The organism is Streptomyces sp. NPDC045846, from assembly GCF_056431605.1.
The window spans coordinates 862,542-880,616 of the sequence record NZ_JBWKKJ010000002.1 but is presented as its reverse complement, the minus strand read 5'-3'; the positions used below and the strand labels follow the sequence as shown (position 1 = coordinate 880,616).

Genomic DNA, 18,075 nt, shown 5'->3' with positions numbered 1-18,075 from the left:
TCCCTTGAATCTCCTGAGCCGTTGAACGCCCCACCCTCCCCATCCGTATGGAACTGCGCGCTTCAAGCGAAGGAGTTCCATGGGACGCTCAGCACGCTCATCCCGAAAACGGCAGGCCCTCCCCCGCCGGATGACGCTGGCCGCGGCCGCGCTCATCCTGGGCGGCGGCGGGCTCGTCGCGGTCAATTTCTACGCCTCCGCGAGTGAGGGCTCATCGGGCGGCCCCGGCTCGTCGGGCCAGGACATGGCGCGGATGCGGATGGTGTCGACCATCGACTGCCCGGACGTCGGCAACGCCCTGTCCACCGTGCCCCCCGCGGCCAGGGCCCAGGTGGACCGCCGGCTCGCCGACCTCGACACGCAGATCACCAACGCGTACACGACGTTCGCGGACAACAAGGACCGGATCCAGCAAAATCCCCAGCTGGCCGACTCCATGGTCCTGTCCCCGCTGAAGCGGCAGCGCACCGATTCCATCGGGCGGATCGCGGACGCCACCGGGCAGCCGGACCTCAACGGCAAGGGGCTCGCCGCCTGCACGATGCGGGCCGCCGACGCCCCCGCGCCCGGCGACCGCACGGGCGCACAGGGCGACGCCCAGAACGCCACGAACGCCGCCGCCGCTTCCGCCTCCGGGCTCACGCGCGGCGACTTCGTCGACATCCGGTCGGTACGGCCGAACGTCGCGGCCCCCCGGCCCGGGCCGGGCGCCTCCACCGGCACCTTCACCAGCGACTGCGGCCGCAACCAGAACGGCAAGCGCAATCCCGACAACGTCATCGTCGCGCCCGGCGTGAGCAACGGCGCCCACCACATGCACGACTACGTCGGAAACCAGGCGACGGACGCCTTCGCCGGCGACGACGATCTCGCCAGGGGCCGGACGAGCTGCCGCAACCAGGGCGACAAGTCGACCTATTACTGGCCGGTGGTGCGGGTGCTCAACCAGGGCAACGACACGGACGCACGGGCCGACGGCGGCGGCAAGGACAAGAACCTCGGAAAGATCCAGACCCCGGCGCAGGCGACGATCCAGCTGGTCGGCAGCCCGGTCGCCAAGGTCACCGCCATGCCCCGCTTCCTGCGGATCATCACGGGTGACGCCAAGGCGTTCACCAACGGCAATGCCAACGCCAACGCGTCCTGGAGCTGCACCGGATTCGAGAACCGCCAGCTCAAGGACAAGTACCCGCTGTGCCCCCAGGGCAGCAAGGTGGTCCGCACCTTCAAGTTCCAGAGCTGCTGGGACGGAAAGAACACCGACAGCGCCAACCACCGCACCCATGTCGCCTTCGCGGACCGCGGCGGTGCCTGCCCCGCCGGGTTCACGGCGATCCCCCAGCTCGTGCAGCGCATCGTCTACGACCTGCCCGCCAAAGCCGGCGCCTTCGCCGTGGACTCGTTCCCCGAGCAGCTCCACAAGCCCGTCACCGATCACGGTGACTTCATCGACGTCTTCAGCGATCAGCTGATGGGAAAGGCGGTGAACTGCATCAACACCGGGCGCTCCTGCGCCTGACCCCCCGCGCGTGAACGCGAGGAGGCACCTGCCGCTGCGCGGCCGATTCGGTCAGTGTCCGGAATGCATGGTCCCGGTCTCGACACTGCCACCGAGGCGGCCGTGCAGTGCCGTGACCACGGGCTGGTCGCCGACCGCCACCCACTTGCGCCCGACCAGGTAGACGCCGCCGTAGTCCCGCGCCTCGTTGATCCACTCCCGCTGGCCGCGGTCGGTGGCGAAGGTGGCGAGCACGTAACGGCCGTCCTTGGTCGCGCAGTTGGCCTGCCGCAGCTCGGCCGAGTCCGTCGAGACGACCGGCTTGCACGCGGCCCGCGCGGCCAGCTGCTCCAGGGTTCCGCTCGCGGTCGTGGGCGCGTGCGAGGACGCACCGCAACCCGTCATCACGGCGACGGCCACAACCACCCCGAGAACCCCTCGCGCATCGTTTCTCATCACCCCATCTTCCTCTCAACTCCCTTGCAAACAAGGCTACTTGGCGATTTTTTCGGGACGAGGAGGCGGCCGGGCCCCCGATGCCCGATCATGGACGCATGCGTGTCCCCACCCTCGCGCCCGCATACGTCGGCGGCGTCCAGCTCATCGCGTACGCGAGCCGTCGGCTGCTCGGCGAGCGGGCCCGGCAGGACCTGCTGCGCTCGTGCTCCACCAACGCCGACAACCTGTCCGCGGGGCGGTACGGCACGCTGGCCACCAGCGCGGCGCTCGTCGAAGCCCCGATGGAGCTGCCCTACGCGCTGCTCCTGCTCGCGGTGCTCGGCTACGCGGAGTACGCGCGGGGAGCCTGGTGGGCGGCCGGGGTGTTCCTGCTCGGCCACGTCGGCGCCACGCTGCTGGTGTACGGCGGGCTGCGCGCGGGCCGCCCCTCGCCCGCCACCCGCGCCGCCCTGGACGTGGGCACCAGCTACGGCTTCCACGCGGTCCTCGGCGCGCTGACCTCGGCCCTGCCGGGCGGGCGGCTGCGCGGCGGCGCGCGGATCGCCCTGCTCGCACTGGCCGCGCGGCCCCTGCTGCGGCCCGGTCGCACCTTCACGGACGCGGGACACTGCGCGGCACTGGGACTCGGTCTCGGGGTGGCGATGGCCGTGGACTACCGTTCGGTTCGAAACCGGTAGATTTCACCCCGCTCAGGAGCCTCCCGCACATGATCGCGATCCCCGCCACCTCCGTCGCCAACCTGCGCGACCTCGGCTCCACCCCGCTGTCCGGCGGCCGCACCGTCCGTCCGGGCCTGGTCTTCCGCGCGGGCCAGCTCGACCGCATGGACCCGGCCGGTGATCCGGCGGTGGCCGCCCTCGGACTGCGCACGATCATCGACTTCCGCACCGGCGCCGAGCGCGCCGACTACCCCGACCGGGTGCCGAGCGGCGCCCGGCTGCTGATCGCCGACGCGCTCGCGGACAAGATGTCGGCCGCCGGAGCGCCCGCCGCCGCCCAGCTCAAGCACATCCTGGCCGACCCGATCGTGGCCGAGGAGCACCTCGGCGGCGGCAAGGCGCAGGCCCTGTTCGCGGACACCTACCGCTCGCTCGTCTCCTCCGGTTCGGCCCGCGACGCCTACCGCACGCTCCTGACCGAACTGGCCGCCGAGGACGCGGGCCCGCTGCTCTTCCACTGCACGGCGGGCAAGGACCGCACCGGCTGGGGCGCGACGGTGATCCTGGCGCTGCTCGGCGCCGACGAGGCGACCGTGGAGCGCGAGTACCTCTCGGTCAACCCGGCGGTGCGCCAGGCCTTCGCCCCGCTCATCGAGGGCTTCACCGCACAGGGCGGCGACCCCGAGATCGCACTCGCCATCATCGGCGTCGTCCCCGAGTACCTGGCGGCCGCCCTCGACGAGGTCGCCACGCGGTACGGCTCGATGGAGAAGTACGTCCGCGAGGGACTCGGGGTGCCGGACGACGCGGTGGCCCGGCTGCGCGAACGGCTCATCGCCTGACGACGGCCCCGCCGTCAACTCCCCCGAGGCGTCGTCCGGTTGGGTACGGGGTGACCATCTCCACATTCGCTCGTTTTGCTGAACGTGGCCCCAGAGCAGGACATCCTCAACCCACCCGCCCCCTCCGTCGGCGTCGAGCAGGCCGAGGCCGCGCTCGTCGAGCACTATCCGCGACTGGTGCGGCTCGCCTACCTCGTGCTGCCGCCCTCCCTCGGGCGCAACCGCCGGGTGCTGACCGCCCACGCGATCGTGCAGCGCTCGCTGCCACGCGGCCGGGGCGCGGCCGCCGACGACGGGCTCATCCCCGGCGCCCGGCGGGCCGAGGCCGGCGGGGACCCGGGGTATGTGTACGTGCGGCAGCGGGTGGTGCGCCAGGCCCTCGAAGCGGGGCTTCCGCTGCGCCGCAGGGCGTGGCCCAAGCGGGCCCAGTTCCCGCCGCTGCTGCCGCAGGTCCGGGGGCTGCGGCTGTTCCCGCGCTCGGGCGGCGCCGATGAACTCGCTCTGGACCAGCGCCTTTCCGCCCTCTCGGGCCCGGCGCGGGCGGCCTACGTGCTGCGGGGTCTCGAACGGCTCGGCGACGACGAGGTGTGCGCGGAGCTGAACGCCGCCGGGGTCGGCGAGGCGCGCCGGGCGCTCGCCGAGGCCGACACCGTCACGGCGCGGGCCGGGCTCCTGGAATCCGCCGAGTTCGACCCCTGCTCGCTCCAGGCGCGGCCCACCGATCTGATGCGGCGGCGCCAGCACGGCCGGGCCGCGCTGGCCGCCGTGGCGGCCCTGGTGGTGTGCGGGGCGCTCATCGGCCTGCCGGGCGACGGCTGGGGCCCGGACGGCGCGGCCGCGCCGTCCTACGCGCAGAACCCGGTGGCCCGGGCCGCGCTCGATCCGGGCCGGCTGCTGCGGGTCGAGCCCACGGCGTGGTCGACCGCGACGCGTACGGACTTCTCGGTGTGGCCGGCCCGGGGCGATCTGCTCGGCGACACGGGGCTGTTGCGGCGGGCGCTCGCCGTGTGGGCGCGGCCGGGCGCGTCCGTGCAGGTGTCGGCAACGCCGGGCACCCCATCGGGCCCGCCGATGGGCTCGCCCCAACTCCTGTTCGCGGGCGCTGTGGACCGGGCCAGGGTCGTGCTGCTCTACGACGGGCTGCGGGTGGCCCGCTACGCCGAGCCGCGCGACGGCACGGCCGGGGCCGCGCTGGACTTCGCGCGCGTGGACGCCGCCGACGCCGCGTCCGCGGGCGCGCTCGTGGTGGGCCGGACCGACGGCAACGTGCGCTATCTGACCGCGCCCTGGGTGCGCGAGGCCTCCGTACGCGATCTGCTGACCCCGGACGCCGGGGCGCGGCCGCTGCACCGGGACCGGGACGGGGTGACCGCCCCGGTCGTCTCGCCCTCGCAGGCCCGCCAGTGCACGTCCTGGGAGGCGCTGGAGTTCCACGACGACAGCGGGGTGCGGCTCGTCACCGACCTCGGTGAGCTCGCCCCGGCCCGGCTCACCTGGGGGCCGCCGTCGGACGCCCGCGACGTCGGCGACCGTTCGGCGCGCGAGGGCTGGGCGCGTACCGCGTGCCTGCTGCCCACCGTCCGTTCGCACGGGGTGCGCTCGGTGAACGACTGGCAGTTCGCCGAGCAGGCGCTGCCCGAGGGCAATGGCACCGCCGACTGGATCTGCACCCGCGCCGAGACCTGGCGGGGCGCGGGCAGCCGGGTGTTCGCCCAGTTCCAGGCCCCCTCCGCCAAGCTCGCGCCGGGTGCCATCGCGGCCCGGGCGGAGAACTCGGCGGCCTGCGGGATCCGCGAGGCGCGCGTGCTCGCGGGGGTGCTGTGGAAGTCGCGCGGCGGCACCTGGTTCGTGCTCGCGGCGGGCAGCGAGCAGGTGGCGTCGGTGGCCCTGTCCGGCGGGATGACCGGCAGCGAGCGGGGCAACCTGCTGGCCGTGCGGGCCAAGGAGGGAGCGCGCGCCGAGCTCAACGGGAAGCTCGCGGACGGGAGTCCGATCAGCACCCTGCACTGACCCCGCGGGCCAACAAGTGGACGCACACCCCTGTCGCCGCGGCGTACCCGTCAGTACATTGACGCCATGTCTAATACGCCGCAGCCCGCTCCGGTCGCGGAGGAGCGCATCGAGCTCAAGGCCCGGAACGTCTCGTTCGCGTGGGAGAAGACCCCGCTGCACTGGATACCCGGCGACCCGTTCACCGGCCACACCATCAACGTGCTGCACCTGCTGCTGCCGGCCGGTGAACGCTGGTTCGTGCACGTGTACAAGCAGGTGCTGCCGTACATCACGGACGACCGGCTGCGCGAGGACGTCATCGGCTTCATCGGGCAGGAGGCGATGCACTCGGCCGCGCACGACGACGTGCTCCCCCACCTCAAGAAGCTCGGCCTCGACCCGACGCCGTACACCGCGCAGGTGGACTGGCTCTTCGAGAAGCTGCTCGGCGACCGGACGCTGCCGCCGGGCCGGGCGCGCCGCTGGTGGCTGATGGAGCGGGTCGCCACCATCGCGGCGATCGAGCACTACACGGCGTTCCTCGGCGACTGGATCCTCAACGCCGAGACGCTGGACGAGCGCGGCGCCGACCCGACGATGCTGGACCTGCTGCGCTGGCACGGCGCCGAGGAGGTCGAGCACCGGTCGGTGGCCTTCGAGCTGTTCATGCACGTCGACGGCGGCTACCGGCGCCGGGTGCGCACCTGGGCGACCGCGTTCACCGCGCTCGCCTTCCTGTGGCAGCGCGGGGCCCGCTTCTTCATGGCGAACGATCCGACGCTCACGGACGCAAGGGCGAGCTTCGGGGAGTTCTACCGGGCGGGCAGGAAGGGCATGCTGCCCTCCACCCCCGCGATGCTCAGGTCCATACCGCGCTATCTGAGCCGCACCTACCACCCCTCGCAGGAGGGCAGCACGGCCCAGGCCGTCGCCTACCTCGCCTCCTCGCCCGGCGCCAACGGAGGCCTGTGACATGCGCCGTGCCACCACCCTCGCCCTGGCCGCCGGGGCCGCCCTGCTGGCCCGCCGGGCCCTGCGCCGCCGCATCGAGGCCTCGCCGCTGTGGCCGCTGCCCGCCCTGGAGAACCCGGTGTCGGGGCAGGGCGCCCGGCGCTCCACCCTCGCCCTGAGACTCACCGTCACCGAGCGGACCGAGCCCGCCGAAGGCGTCGTACGGCTGCGCCTGGAGGCCCTGGACGGCTCGGAGCTGCCCGCCTGGGAGCCCGGCGCGCACCTCGATCTGGTGCTGCCCTCCGGTCTGGTGCGGCAGTACTCGCTCTGCGGCGACCCGGCCGACCGGACCTCCTACACCGTCGCCACCCGCCTCGTCGAGGACGGCCGGGGCGGTTCGCGCGAGGTGCACGAGCAGCTCCAGGAGGCCGTCGAGCTGTCGGTGCGCGGCCCGCGCAACCGCTTCCCGCTGGTGAGCGGCGGCCCGTACGCGTTCGTCGCGGGCGGCATCGGCATCACGCCGATCCTGCCCATGCTCAGGGCGGTTGAGGCACGCGGTCGGGACTGGCGGCTGCTGTACTGCGGGCGCTCGCGGGCCACCATGCCCTTCCTGGACGAGATCGAACGGCTCGGCGGCCAGGTCACGGTCGTCCCCGAGGACGAGCTCGGGCGGCCCGATGTCGCCGGATTCCTCGCCAACTCCCCCTCCGAAGCGGCCGTTTACTGCTGCGGCCCCGATCCGCTGATGGACGCGGTCGCCGCCGCGCTCGGCCCCGGCCGGGCCCCGCGCCTGGAGCGGTTCGCGCCCGGCGCGGCCACGGCGGGCTCAGCCTTCGAGGTCGAACTGCGCCGCTCGGGACGCACGCTCGCCGTTCCGGCGGACACCTCGCTGCTCGGTGTGTTGCGCGCGGAGCTGCCGGGCGTCTCGTACTCCTGCGAGCAGGGCTTCTGCGGAACCTGCCAACAGCGGGTCCTGGAGGGCGAGATCGACCATCGCGACGAGCTGCTCACGGACGCGGAGCGGGACGACTCGATGCTGGTCTGCGTGTCCAGATGCCTCGGTGAGCGGCTCGTCCTCGACCTGTAGGGGGCGGCGGCCGGGGCGGCCCGGCCTGCCCCGGCGGGCCACCCCCTGGGTACTCTGTTCGCATGACGACCGGGGTACGGCGCAGGATGGGCGTCGACGAGCGCAGGCAGCAGCTGATCGGGGTCGCCCTTGAGCTGTTCAGCCACCGCTCGCCCGACGACGTGTCCATCGACGAAATAGCGGCGGCCGCGGGGATATCGCGGCCGCTGGTCTATCACTACTTCCCCGGCAAGCAGAGCCTGTACGAGGCCGCGCTGCGCCGGGCCGCGGACGAGCTCGCCGGCCGCTTCGTGGAGCCGCACGAGGGCCCGCTCGGAGCCCGGCTGCTGCGCGTGATGGGCCGGTTCTTCGACTTCGTCGACGAGCACGGGCCCGGCTTCTCCGCGCTGATGCGGGGCGGCCCCGCCGTGGGGTCGAGCACCGCGAACGCCATGATCGACGAGGTGCGCAACGCCGCCTACCTCCAGATCCTGGCCCACCTGGGCGTCCAACAGCCGCCCGCACGGCTTGAGTTGGTCGTACGGTCATGGGTCTCGCTCGCCGAGTCGACGGCGCTGATCTGGCTGGACGGGCGCCGGATTCCGCGCGGCGAGCTGGAGTTGCAGCTGGTGCACGACTTCGCGGCGCTGGCCGCGGTGAGCGCCGCCTACGACCCGGAGATGGCCGCCATCGTGCTGCCCATGCTGGCGGACGAGCCCGCCGACGGGCCGTTCGGCGAGCTGGTGGACCGGCTCGGCGCTCTTCTCCCCCTGGTCCCCGCGCCCCGCCTCGGCTGAACCCTGCGGCATGATCGGCGCATGACGTCTGCTCTCGCCCTCGACCTCGCCACCCCGTCCGACGTGCCCGCGCTGACCTCGCTGTACGACGGCGCCGCGCGCTGGATGCTGGACCACGGCATCGACCAGTGGCAGCCCGGCGGCAAGGACGCCGACCACTTCCGGCTGCGCATCGAGGAGGGCGAGGTGTGGCTCGCCCGCACCGGGTCCGCGGTGGTCGGGGCGTACGAACTGTGGTGGCAGGACGAGGCCGCCTGGGGCACGCAGCCGCCGGTGGCCGGATATGTGCACCGGCTGATGGTGGACCGCGCGGCCGCGCCGTCCGGCACGGGCAAGGCCCTGCTCGCCCACGCCGAGGAGCGGGTCGCCGCGAGCGGGCGGGCGCTGTGCCGCCTGGACTGCCGCTCCGACAACACGGGGCTGCTGCGCTACTACCGGGCCGCCGGTTACACGCGGGTCGGCGAGCAGCCCGGCAAGACGGACGGCGAAGGCGGCAGCCCGTACGCGGTCACGCTGTGGGAGAAGACCCTCGGTCCGCGCTGAGGCGCAGCGCGAGGAGTGCCACGTCGTCCTCCGGGGCGTCGCCGAAGCGGTCGAGCAGCCGGTCGCACAGCGCCCCGGTGCCGGTCGGGGCGGCGGCCGCGGCGCTCCTGAGCTGTTCCAGGGAGTCCGCCAGGTCGGCGCCGCGCCGCTCGATGAGGCCGTCGGTCACCATCAACAGGCCGTCGCGCGGGGCGAGTTGGAGACGGGTCGAGGGCGGGTGGCGCAGGCCGAGGCCGAGCAGCGGGCCCCGGACCTCGACGAACGAGGCCCCGCCGCGCTGTGGCAGGAGCAGCGGCGGCAGGTGCCCGGCGCTCGCGATCCGGGCCAGGCCCGTGGCCGGGTCGATCAGGGCGAGGCAGAGCGTCGCGGTGGCCTCGGGGTGGTAGCGCTGGAGCACCCGGTCCAGGCGCCGGATCAGCGCGGCGGGTTCGTGGACGTCGGTGGCGTACGCGCGCAGGGCGTGCCGGAGTTCGACCATGACCGTGGCCGCGTCCAGGGAGTGGCCGACGACGTCACCGACCCCGACCAGGAGACCGGCGGGCGTGGGGAGCGCGGCGTAGAAGTCGCCGCCGATCTCGGCGCGGCTGGAGGCCGGGACGTAGCGGACGGCGATGTCGGCGCCGGGCAGCCGGGGCAGGCGCTGCGGCAGGAAGCTGCGTTGCAGGGTGAGGGCGATGTGGCGCTCCTCGGCGTAGGTGCGCAGGGATTCGGCGGCGACGGCCAGGGACTGGGCGAGCCGGGAGAGCAGCGCCTCGGTCTCCGGGCCGTAGGGCAGGCGGGCCGGGACCGCGAGGCAGACGGGCGGCTGGTCGGGCCCGCCCCGGGCGAGCACGAGCCGGGCCCCGTCCCGGCCGAAGGGCTCCGGCGGCCACAGCGGGGCCGGGGCGAGGACGGAACGCACACCGCCGCCGGCCGCCATGGCGCGGCGGAGCAGCGCGGCGAGCGCGGCGGTGTCGACGGCGCCGACCGAACGGGGCGCCCCGCCCACGTGCAGGAAGGCGTCGGCGGCGAAGACGAACGCGGTGACGGGGCCCGAGGTGAGGAGGGTGGCCTCGGCGGCGGCCGCGTCCGCGAGTTCCTGCGGGCAGCGCGCCCGGTGCAGGGCGGCGGTCGCCTCGGCCAGGCGGCTGAGCCGGCCGGCCCGCGCGGCCGACTCGTGGCGCAGCCGCGCGCCGCGCAGAGCCGCGCGGACGACCGCCTGGATCTCCTCGGGTTCGAGAGGCACGGTGAGATAGGCCTCGGCGCCCGCGTCCAGGCCCCGGGTGCGGTCGCGCGGGGTGAGCGAGGCCGCCGAGAAGTGCACGACGGGCATCGGCGCGATGCCCGGGTGGGACTTGAGGCGGCGGCACAGTTCGAAGCCGTCCATGTCGGGCAGTCCCACGTCGACGACCGCGGCGTCGGGCAGCGCTCCCGCGCGCAGCCTCGCGTCGAGTTCGATCAGCGCGGCCGAGGCGCTGGACAGCGGGACGACCCGGTGTCCGGCCCGGCTCAGCACGGCGCCCATCGCGCAGCGGTTGGCGTCGGCGTCGTCGACCACGAGAACCGTCGTGTCCCCGGATACGGGCATCCTCCGACTCACCGCCGATCGTCTCGGGGCCCACCGGGCGGGGTGTCGCTCCGTGACACGGACCCGCGACCCACCGTAGCGCCGGGCACCCGGCCGGTGCCGCCACATGCCACTTTCGTCAACTCCCGGTCGGCAAACCACCCTTGAGGGCCACGGCGAGGCCCTCGTCGACCCCGGTGGCCACGCCCCGGTCGAACGCCGAGTCGTACGCGTCGTCGCCGAGCGCCGCGCGCGCCCGGCGCTCGCACCGCTCGCGCACGGCGGTCAGCTCGGGCGCGCCCATCTGCGCCTTGCCGACCGTGCGCCAGCACTCCTGGCCGACGCCGAGGAACATCGCGCCGTCCTCGCCGGCACCTTGCGAGGTCACCGCGCAGGCCAGCAGGTCGAGGCCGATCGCGATGCCGAAGCTGTCGTGCAGGAGCCGCTTTCCGGCGAGCATGGCGCGGGCGTGGGCGGCGGCCTCGGCGGGCCGGTCGAGGCCGAGCGCGCTGACGGCCAGCATGTAGTCGGCGTACGCCCGCATCCAGCGTTCACCGCGCGCCGCGCACTCGTCGCGCAGCCGGACGGCCTCCGCGGCCGCCTCGGTGTAGCGGGCCAGGTTGTTGAGGGCGTAGATCCGGGCGAGCGCGCACAGGATGCGGCCCGCCGAGAAGCCGGTGTCCTGGGCGAGCGCGGGGTCGAGGATCGCGAGGGCCCGCCGGGGGTCGCCGGGCATCAGGACACTGGCGCCGTACAGATAGGCCGCACGCAGCCGCTGTTCGGGGGCGGTGGCGGCCCGGGAGCACTCCTCGCCCAGGCGCTCCGCGATGACGAGGTCGCCCTGGAGGAGCGCGCACATGCCGAGCGCCCACACCGCGGCGGCCCGGTGGGGCCCGGGGCCGGGGCAGCCGTCCAGGGCGCGCTGGAGGTAGGCGCGCCCCTCGCGCAGCCGCCCGCAGCAGAACCAGACGAACCAGAGCGCGCCCGCCATGTCGAGGGCGGCCTCGGGGTCGGTGGCCAGGAGGTGTTCGAGGGCGGTGCGCAGGTCGGCGTGCTCGGCCTCCAGGCGTACGTACCAGTCGAGTTGGGCCGGGCCGAGCCAGGCGGCGTCGGCCTCGTGGGCGATGGCCCGGTAGCGCTGGGCGTGGCGGTCGGCGACCTCGTGGGTCTCGCCGAGTTCGTCGAGCCAGCGCAGGCCGTACTCGCGGATGGTGTCCAGCATGCGGTGGCCGAAGCGGCCGGAGTCCGCGAGCCGGGTGCGGACGACGGACTTGTCGATGAGCCCGGCCAGAACCTGCTCGACCCCGCACGCGGGCAGGGGGCCGCCCGCCCCGATGTCCTGGGCGGCGGTGAGGTCGAAGTCGCCCGCGAACACGGAGAGCCGGGCCCACAGGAGCCGCTCCAGGGGTTCGCACAGCTCGTGGCTCCAGCCGATCGCGGTGCGCATGGTCTGGTGGCGGGGCAGCGCGGCGACCCTGGTGTCGGCGAGCACGTCGAAGCGGGAGCCGAGCCGGGCGGCGAGCTGTTCCACCGACCACAACCGCAGCCGGGCGCCCGCGAGTTCGACGGCGAGCGGGATGCCGTCGAGGCGCCGGCAGACGTCGGCGGCCGCGGCGGCGCGGGCCGGGTCGTCGAAGCTCAGGTGGGGCACGGCTTCGGTGGCCCGCTCCTTGAAGAGGGTCAGCGCCTCGCCGGACACGGGCAGCGGCTCCAGGGGGAAGACACGTTCCTGCGGCCTGCCCAGGCGCTGGCGGCTGGTGGCGAGCACGGTGAGCCCGGGCGAGGTCTGGAGCAGCTCCCCGATGAGGTGGCCGCAGGCGCTGATGAGGTGCTCGCAGGTGTCGAGCACCAGGAGCGGCCGTTTGTCGGCGAGCCAGGAGCACAGGGCCTCGCAGGCGGTGCGCAGGCTCTGGTCGGTGACGCCGAACGTGTCGGCGACCGTGGCGGCGAGTAAGGTCCGGTCCCGCAGCGGCGACAGCTCCACCCACCAGACCCCGTCGGGGAAGCGGTGCTCGATCCGCCGGGCGGCCCGCAGGGCGAGCCGGGATTTTCCGACCCCGCCCGGTCCCGTGACGGTGACGAGCCGATGCCGTTCGAGGAGGCCGTCCAGGCTGGTCAGTTCGACCGACCGGCCGATGAAACTCGTGCTCTCCGCAGGAAGATTCCCCACCACGGGCACAGTCTGGACCACAGTGCGGCCCATGACGGAACCCGAGGCGGGGAACAACCGGAATCGCTCGTCGCGCGACCTGGAATGATCGGTTCAGTGCCGTTTGAAGACCGCAACGGTACGGGCCGGGACTGTGAAGCTCCCCGAACCCTGATCGTAGGTGGCCGATTTGACCACCGGGTCGGCCCCGGCCGCCTGCCGGGGGTGCAGGGCGTACGCGGTGCCCGCGAGGGCGGGGACGCGCTGGGTCCGCGCCTGCGGGGTGGCGTTGAGGACGACGACCAGCGGACCGAGCCGCATGGTGATCACACCCGGCGTCTCGGCGGGGCCGGACAGCGGGAACGAGAGCGCCGACTGGACCTGTTCGGCGGTGGCGAGCCCGAACGCGCTCTCACTGCTCCGGATCGCGAGCAGGTCCTGGTAGGCGGCCGAGGTCCCGTTGATCTCGGCGCAGCCCGGAGTGAGCGAGGCGTTCGTCAGCAGGGGCTTGGCGAAGGGCCACTTGGCCTGGTTGTCGGCGGCCATCGGCAGCCCGCGGCCGAACCCGTTGCCCGCCCGGCAGTCCCAGTGCAGCGCGTTGAACCAGTCGCCGCTGTCGAACGAGTTGCGGTCGAGCGACTTCGAGCGCAGCAGGTCGCTTCCGGCCTGGGACAGGGCCGGGCCCTGCGAGAGGGCGGCGGTAGCCAGCGCCAGGACCTGCATGCGCGAGCGGTCGGCGGCCGAGGTGCCCGCGGGCAGCTTGTAGGCGAGCGCGTCGTAGAGCGACTCGTTGTCGTGGGCGTCCGCGTAGGCGACCGCGTCGCCGGGGGCGGCCGCGTACCCGGCCGGGGCTCCGTTGTAGTCGACCTCGGAGCCCTTGACCGTGCGGCCCGCGCTGTCGGTGAAGGTGTACGCGGCGAGGTTGCCGGTCAGGCCCACCTTAAGGAGGTCCTGGTAGTGCAGCAGGCGCGCCTTCTGCTCGGCCGGAGTGCCGTTAGCCCGCGAGGAGTTGGGGTCGGTGTAGAGGCCGGAGGCGAAGCCCTGCACACCGGGGTCGGCGTCGAAGGGGCTGCCGCCGCGCACCGCGTCGCGGGCCCGGTCGGAGAACGTGGCGATGCCGGTGCCCGCCATGTTCTTCTGGGTGGCCTGCACGAAGCGGGCGTCGTCGGCGACCTCGCCGAAGTTCCAGCCCTCGCCGTACATGATGATCTTCTTGCCGTCCACGCCGTCCTTGGCGGGGGTCAGGGCGTCCAGCGCCTGGCGCACCGCGAGGATGTTGGCCTTCGGGTGGTGGCCCATCAGGTCGAAGCGGAAGCCGTCCACCTTGTACTGCTTGGCCCAGGTGACCACCGAGTCGACGACGAGCTTGCCCATCATGGCGTTCTCGGGCGCCGTGTTGGCGCAGCAGGTGGAGTTGGCGACGCTGCCGTCGGCGAGGAGCCGCTGGTAGTAACCCGGCACGATCTTGTCGAGGACCGAGTCGTCGGCCTGCCCGGCGGCCGCGGTGTGGTTGTAGACGACGTCCATGACCATGCGCAGCCCGGTGGCGTTGAGCCCCTGCACCATCTGCCGGAACTCGACCGTGCGGCGGGTGCCGTCGGGGTCGCCGGCGTAGGAGCCCTCGGGCACAGTGTAGTGCAGCGGGTCGTAGCCCCAGTTGTACGCGTCCTTCGCGGCCGCCTTGGCGACGCACGCCTGCTGCTCCTCGGAGTCCGGCGCGTACACCTTCAAGTCACATGCGGGCACGGCCTGTTCGGACTTCTTCTCAGGAATTCCGGCGATGTCGAAGGCGGGCAGCAGATGGACGTAGGAGGTGCCGGACTTCGCCAGCTGGGCGAGGTGCTTCATGCCGTCCGAGCCGGTGTCGGTGAAGGCCAGGTACTGGCCGGGGTGGTGCGAGGTGGGGTCCGCGATGGAGAAGTCGCGGATGTGCAGCTCCTGGATCCGCGCGTCGCGCAGCGGCACGGCGTCCGGTTTCCTCAGGGTCGCCCAGCCCTTGGGGGCCAGCTTCGGATCGGCGAGGTCCACCACCAGGCTGCGGGCCGAGTCGGTGGTGAGCGCCGTCGAGTACGGGTCGGTGACCAGATTGGTGACCACGCGCTGGACGCTCGGCGCCCACACCTTCACCGCGTACCGGTACGGCTTGCCCGACCAGGACGCGGGGCCGGTCACCGACCAGACGCCGGAGGCGCCGTCGCGCCGCATCGCGACCGTGCGGCCGTCGAGGTCGAGGGAGACCCGCTGGGCGGTCGGCGCCCACAGGGAGAGGGTGGGGCGGCCGTGGTCGAAGACCGGGCCGAGCGAGGCCTTGACTGCCGCCGCGCTGTACAGGTCGTCGAGGATTCCCTGGGTCTGCACGCCAGTCGCGGCGAGCAGCGCCCCGTTCGCGGCGCGCTGGGTGGCGATGACCTGCCCGGTGAGGGACGTGCGGACGCGTGAGCGGTCGCGGGCGTCCACGGTGAACGCCGGATAGTCCTTCAGGTGGGGGTACTTGGCCTTCTGCGCGTCGCTCAGCGCCGACGGCGTGAGGCGCAGCCACTGCCCCTCGTCCGAGAGCGCGCCGTCCTTGACGGATATGCCGCCCCCGGGCGCGTACACCAGCTGCTGGCTGGTCGCGCCGGTCGCCCTGACCTTCCAGACGACCGTGTCCCGGTCGATCCACTGGGCCTCGGACTTGGAGAGGTCGAGCGAGACGCCCGAACCGGCCTGCGGCAGGAGGTACTTGGGCTGCCCAGCGAGCAGCCACACCTCGTGGCCGTAGGTGGCGAGGTCCAGGGACTGGTCGGCGGGCAGGTCCTTCTGGTCGCCCTTGTGCAGGATGTAGCTGAGCGAGGTCGCGCCCCGGGCGAGCGGCACCTCGAAGGTCAGTCCGTACGCGTCGCGGCCGGTCGGCATGAGGGGCTTGGACCAGTCGGTGGGCGAGGCGGCGCCGGTCCACGTGTGCAGGCCCCAGCCGTCGTAGTCGCCGTCGGGCCGGGAGTAGTGCAGGACCACCGTGGACTTGTCCTGCGGCGGGTACGCGCCCGCCGGGGCCTGGTCGGCCTGTGCGTCCTTGCCCTGCGCGATCCACACCTCGCCGGTCCGGCCGAGGTCGACGGTGCGCTGCGGCCCGTCGGCACTGCCGCCCTTGGCCACGGTGTACGCGATCGACCCGGCGCCCTGGGGCACCTTGACCCAGGCGAAGGCGCCGTAGGCGTCACGTCCGGTGAAGGCCGCGCTCTGGCCCTCGGCCGTCAGCCGCCAGCCGTCGTAGTCGCCGCCGGGGCGCTGGTAGTGCACGACCGCGTAGTCCCGTTCGACGGCGGTCGGTTGGGCGGGCGCGGGCGTCCGCCCCGCCGTGGTGGAGGCGAGCGCGCTCGCGGTGCGTCCGGTGCTGTCGACCACAACGGCCTTGTAGCGCACGGGAGTTCCGGCGGCCAGGTCCAGGTGCTGGGTGACCTTGTAGGGGGCGTGATCGGCGGAGCCGAGCGTCTGCCACTTCCCGTCGCCGCTCTGGGCGGCGAACACGACCCGGTCGAGCTGTCCCCCGCTGACGTCCGCGGAGAGTTCGACGGTCCCGGTGGCGCCGGGGGCGGGGGCCTTCAGGGTGATCGACGGCTTCACGGCGGGTGCGGGCAGCGGGGCCGCGGCCTTCAGGACCAGCGAGGACAGGGCGGGCACCGTCACCTCGACGGTGGCGTCCGCGCCGGAGTGCACGGAGCCCGAGCCTCCGTACAGGACCGCGAAGCGGGCGTCCGGCGTGCCGGTGGGCACGGAGACCGTCTTCGGCTCGGTGGCGTTGTTCACGGCCACCACGTACTCGGTGCGCGCCTTGGCGTCCGTGCGCGAGAAGGCGTACACGGAGTCCTTGGCGTAGCGCTCGGTCTGGACGCCGTCGCGCAGCGCCGGGTTGGCGCGGGTGAGGCGGGAGAGGTCGGCTATGGCGCGGTAGAGCGGATGGGTGGGGTCGTAGGCGTCGAAGGCGTGGGTGCGGTCGGTGCCCAGCTCGTCGTCGGCCAGGTAGTCGGGGACCTTCGAGGCGAACATCGTCTGGCGGGCGTCCTTGTCGCCGCCCGCGCCGGTGAAGCCCTGCTCGTCGCCGTAGTAGACCACCGGGTTGCCCCGGCTGAAGAACATCAGCTCGTTGGCGAGCCGGTCGCGCTGGAGCAGTTCGGCCTCGCTCGCACTCGGGTGGTCCTGCTTGAGGAAGGTGCCGATGCGGCCCATGTCGTGGTTGCCGAGGAAGGTGACCTGCTCGTAGGCGTTGGCCTTGTCGGTGGTGTAGCGGTAGTCGTCGGCGAAGAGCGCGGCGAGCTTGGCGGCGGGCGCGCCCTGGGAGGCGTACTGGCGGGCCGCGTCCTGGAAGGGGAAGTCGAGGGTCGCGTCCAGGCGGCCCCGGGTGACGTACGGAGAGGTGACGGCCGGGTCGGCGGAGTAGGTCTCGCCGAACAGGAAGAAGTCCGGCCGCCCCCGCTTCTTCGCGTACGCGTCGAGCGCGGTCGCCCACTGGGTCCAGAAGCCGAGGTCGACGTTCTTGACGGTGTCGATGCGGAAGCCGTCGACGGCGAAGTCGCGGACCCACTTCTCGTAGATCTGCTCCATGCCGGTGACGACCTCGGGCCGTTCGGTCCACAGGTCGTCGAGCCCGGAGAAGTCGCCGTACTCGGCGCTCTCACCGGCGAAGGTCGAATCGCCCCGGTTGTGGTACATCGTCGGGTCGTTCAGCCAGGCCGGGACCTTCTTCTCCGTGACGACGGGCGTGTAGGGGAAGGAGTTCGCGTCGACCTTCCTCATGCCCGCCCGGTCGTCGAAGGGGCGGCCGCTGGTGTCGAGGTAGGGGTAGGCGCCCTTGGGCCGGTAGCCGTACTGCTTCTCCGCGTAGTCCACGGTGTCGGCGGTGTGGTTGGTGATGACGTCGAAGAAGACCTTCATGCCCTTGGCGTGGGCGGCCGCGATGAGCCGGGTGAGATCGGCGTTGGTGCCGAAGTGCGGGTCGACCTGGGTGAAGTCGGTGATCCAGTACCCGTGGTACCCGGCCGATGCGTCCTTGCCGGTGCCCTGCACGGGCTTGTTCTTGAAGATCGGGGCGAGCCAGATGGCCGTGGTCCCGAGCCCCTTGACGTAGTCGAGCCGCTGGGTGAGGCCCTTGACGTCGCCGCCCTGGTAGAAGCCCTTGTCCGTGGGGTCGTAGCCGGTCTCCAGGCGCGAACCGGTCAGCCCGCCCCGGTCGTTGGAGGCGTCCCCGTTGGCGAACCGGTCCGGGAGCACGAAGTAGAACTGCTCGCGCGTCGCGTCGTGCCGGGCGGGCTCGGCGGCGAGCCGGGCGTCACTGGGCGGTGCGGGCGGCTTCGGCGCGGCCGTGGCGGGCAGCGCGGGGACGAGCGCGGCGCACAGGGCGGCCGCGAGTGCGACGGCCGTTCTTCGCAGGGGGATCACCGGGTGCTCCTCGGGCGTACGGGGTCTCGGCATGCGGACGGTGCGGGACGGGGGCCGCCCGACGCCCGGCGGGACGGGAGGGACGCCGGACGGCCCGGTTCGCGGTGACCAGGCTTGAATGTTCTTGCAGCAAGACTGAAAGCACCTCTGAGCAGGTG

General features: G+C 73.3%; 12 protein-coding genes. 8 read left to right on the top strand and 4 right to left on the bottom strand.

Features of this window, described 5'->3' with window-relative positions:
• Window positions 1–79 precede the first annotated feature (79 nt).
• On the top strand, window positions 80–1,519 hold the full coding sequence (locus AC07F3_RS08835; protein ID WP_479111816.1) for a DUF1996 domain-containing protein: 1,440 nt from the start codon (window positions 80–82) through the stop codon (window positions 1,517–1,519).
• Between the two features lie 51 nt (window positions 1,520–1,570).
• Here the strand turns inward: AC07F3_RS08835 and AC07F3_RS08830 are convergent, their stop codons facing one another.
• Window positions 1,571–1,954 (bottom strand): hypothetical protein, encoded by a 384-nt coding sequence (locus AC07F3_RS08830; RefSeq protein WP_114035604.1) that lies wholly within the window; start codon window positions 1,952–1,954, stop codon window positions 1,571–1,573.
• 98 nt (window positions 1,955–2,052) lie between these two features.
• On the opposite strand from AC07F3_RS08830, the gene AC07F3_RS08825 reads away from it, so the two are divergent.
• The 7 genes from AC07F3_RS08825 (at window position 2,053) to AC07F3_RS08795 (ending at window position 8,807) form a co-directional block, all read left to right on the top strand.
• Complete coding sequence (locus tag AC07F3_RS08825; protein WP_479111814.1) at window positions 2,053–2,634, top strand: rhomboid-like protein; 582 nt, start codon at window positions 2,053–2,055, stop codon at window positions 2,632–2,634.
• A 29-nt stretch (window positions 2,635–2,663) separates the two neighbouring features.
• Window positions 2,664–3,458, top strand: a complete 795-nt coding sequence (locus AC07F3_RS08820) for a tyrosine-protein phosphatase (protein WP_479111812.1) — start codon at window positions 2,664–2,666, stop codon at window positions 3,456–3,458.
• 75 nt (window positions 3,459–3,533) lie between these two features.
• A complete protein-coding gene (locus AC07F3_RS08815; RefSeq protein WP_479111810.1) occupies window positions 3,534–5,468 on the top strand; it encodes a hypothetical protein in 1,935 nt (644 codons plus the stop codon).
• Window positions 5,469–5,534: 66 nt separating this feature from the next.
• Window positions 5,535–6,422, top strand: coding sequence for a metal-dependent hydrolase (locus AC07F3_RS08810; protein ID WP_479111808.1), 888 nt, complete (start codon window positions 5,535–5,537; stop codon window positions 6,420–6,422).
• Window position 6,423: 1 nt separating this feature from the next.
• The gene (locus AC07F3_RS08805) at window positions 6,424–7,488 is read left to right on the top strand and encodes a PDR/VanB family oxidoreductase (RefSeq protein WP_479111806.1); all 1,065 of its coding nucleotides are present in this window, start codon (window positions 6,424–6,426) and stop codon (window positions 7,486–7,488) included.
• Window positions 7,489–7,550: 62 nt separating this feature from the next.
• Window positions 7,551–8,264, top strand: a complete 714-nt coding sequence (locus tag AC07F3_RS08800) for a TetR/AcrR family transcriptional regulator (protein ID WP_114035598.1) — start codon at window positions 7,551–7,553, stop codon at window positions 8,262–8,264.
• 21 nt (window positions 8,265–8,285) lie between these two features.
• Window positions 8,286–8,807 (top strand): GNAT family N-acetyltransferase, encoded by a 522-nt coding sequence (locus AC07F3_RS08795; RefSeq protein ID WP_479111803.1) that lies wholly within the window; start codon window positions 8,286–8,288, stop codon window positions 8,805–8,807.
• On the opposite strand, the gene AC07F3_RS08790 is transcribed toward AC07F3_RS08795, so the two are convergent.
• From AC07F3_RS08790 to pulA, 3 genes are all read right to left on the bottom strand, one after another.
• Window positions 8,773–10,374: a SpoIIE family protein phosphatase gene (locus AC07F3_RS08790; protein ID WP_479111802.1), complete on the bottom strand. Its 1,602-nt coding sequence runs from the start codon at window positions 10,372–10,374 to the stop codon at window positions 8,773–8,775. The genes AC07F3_RS08795 and AC07F3_RS08790 overlap by 35 nt on opposite strands.
• A 118-nt stretch (window positions 10,375–10,492) precedes the next feature.
• Window positions 10,493–12,526, bottom strand: a complete 2,034-nt coding sequence (locus tag AC07F3_RS08785) for an ATP-binding protein (protein WP_479111800.1) — start codon at window positions 12,524–12,526, stop codon at window positions 10,493–10,495.
• Between the two features lie 90 nt (window positions 12,527–12,616).
• Window positions 12,617–17,950 (bottom strand): pullulanase-type alpha-1,6-glucosidase, encoded by a 5,334-nt coding sequence (gene pulA / locus AC07F3_RS08780; protein WP_479111798.1) that lies wholly within the window; start codon window positions 17,948–17,950, stop codon window positions 12,617–12,619.
• Window positions 17,951–18,075: the final 125 nt, after the last annotated feature.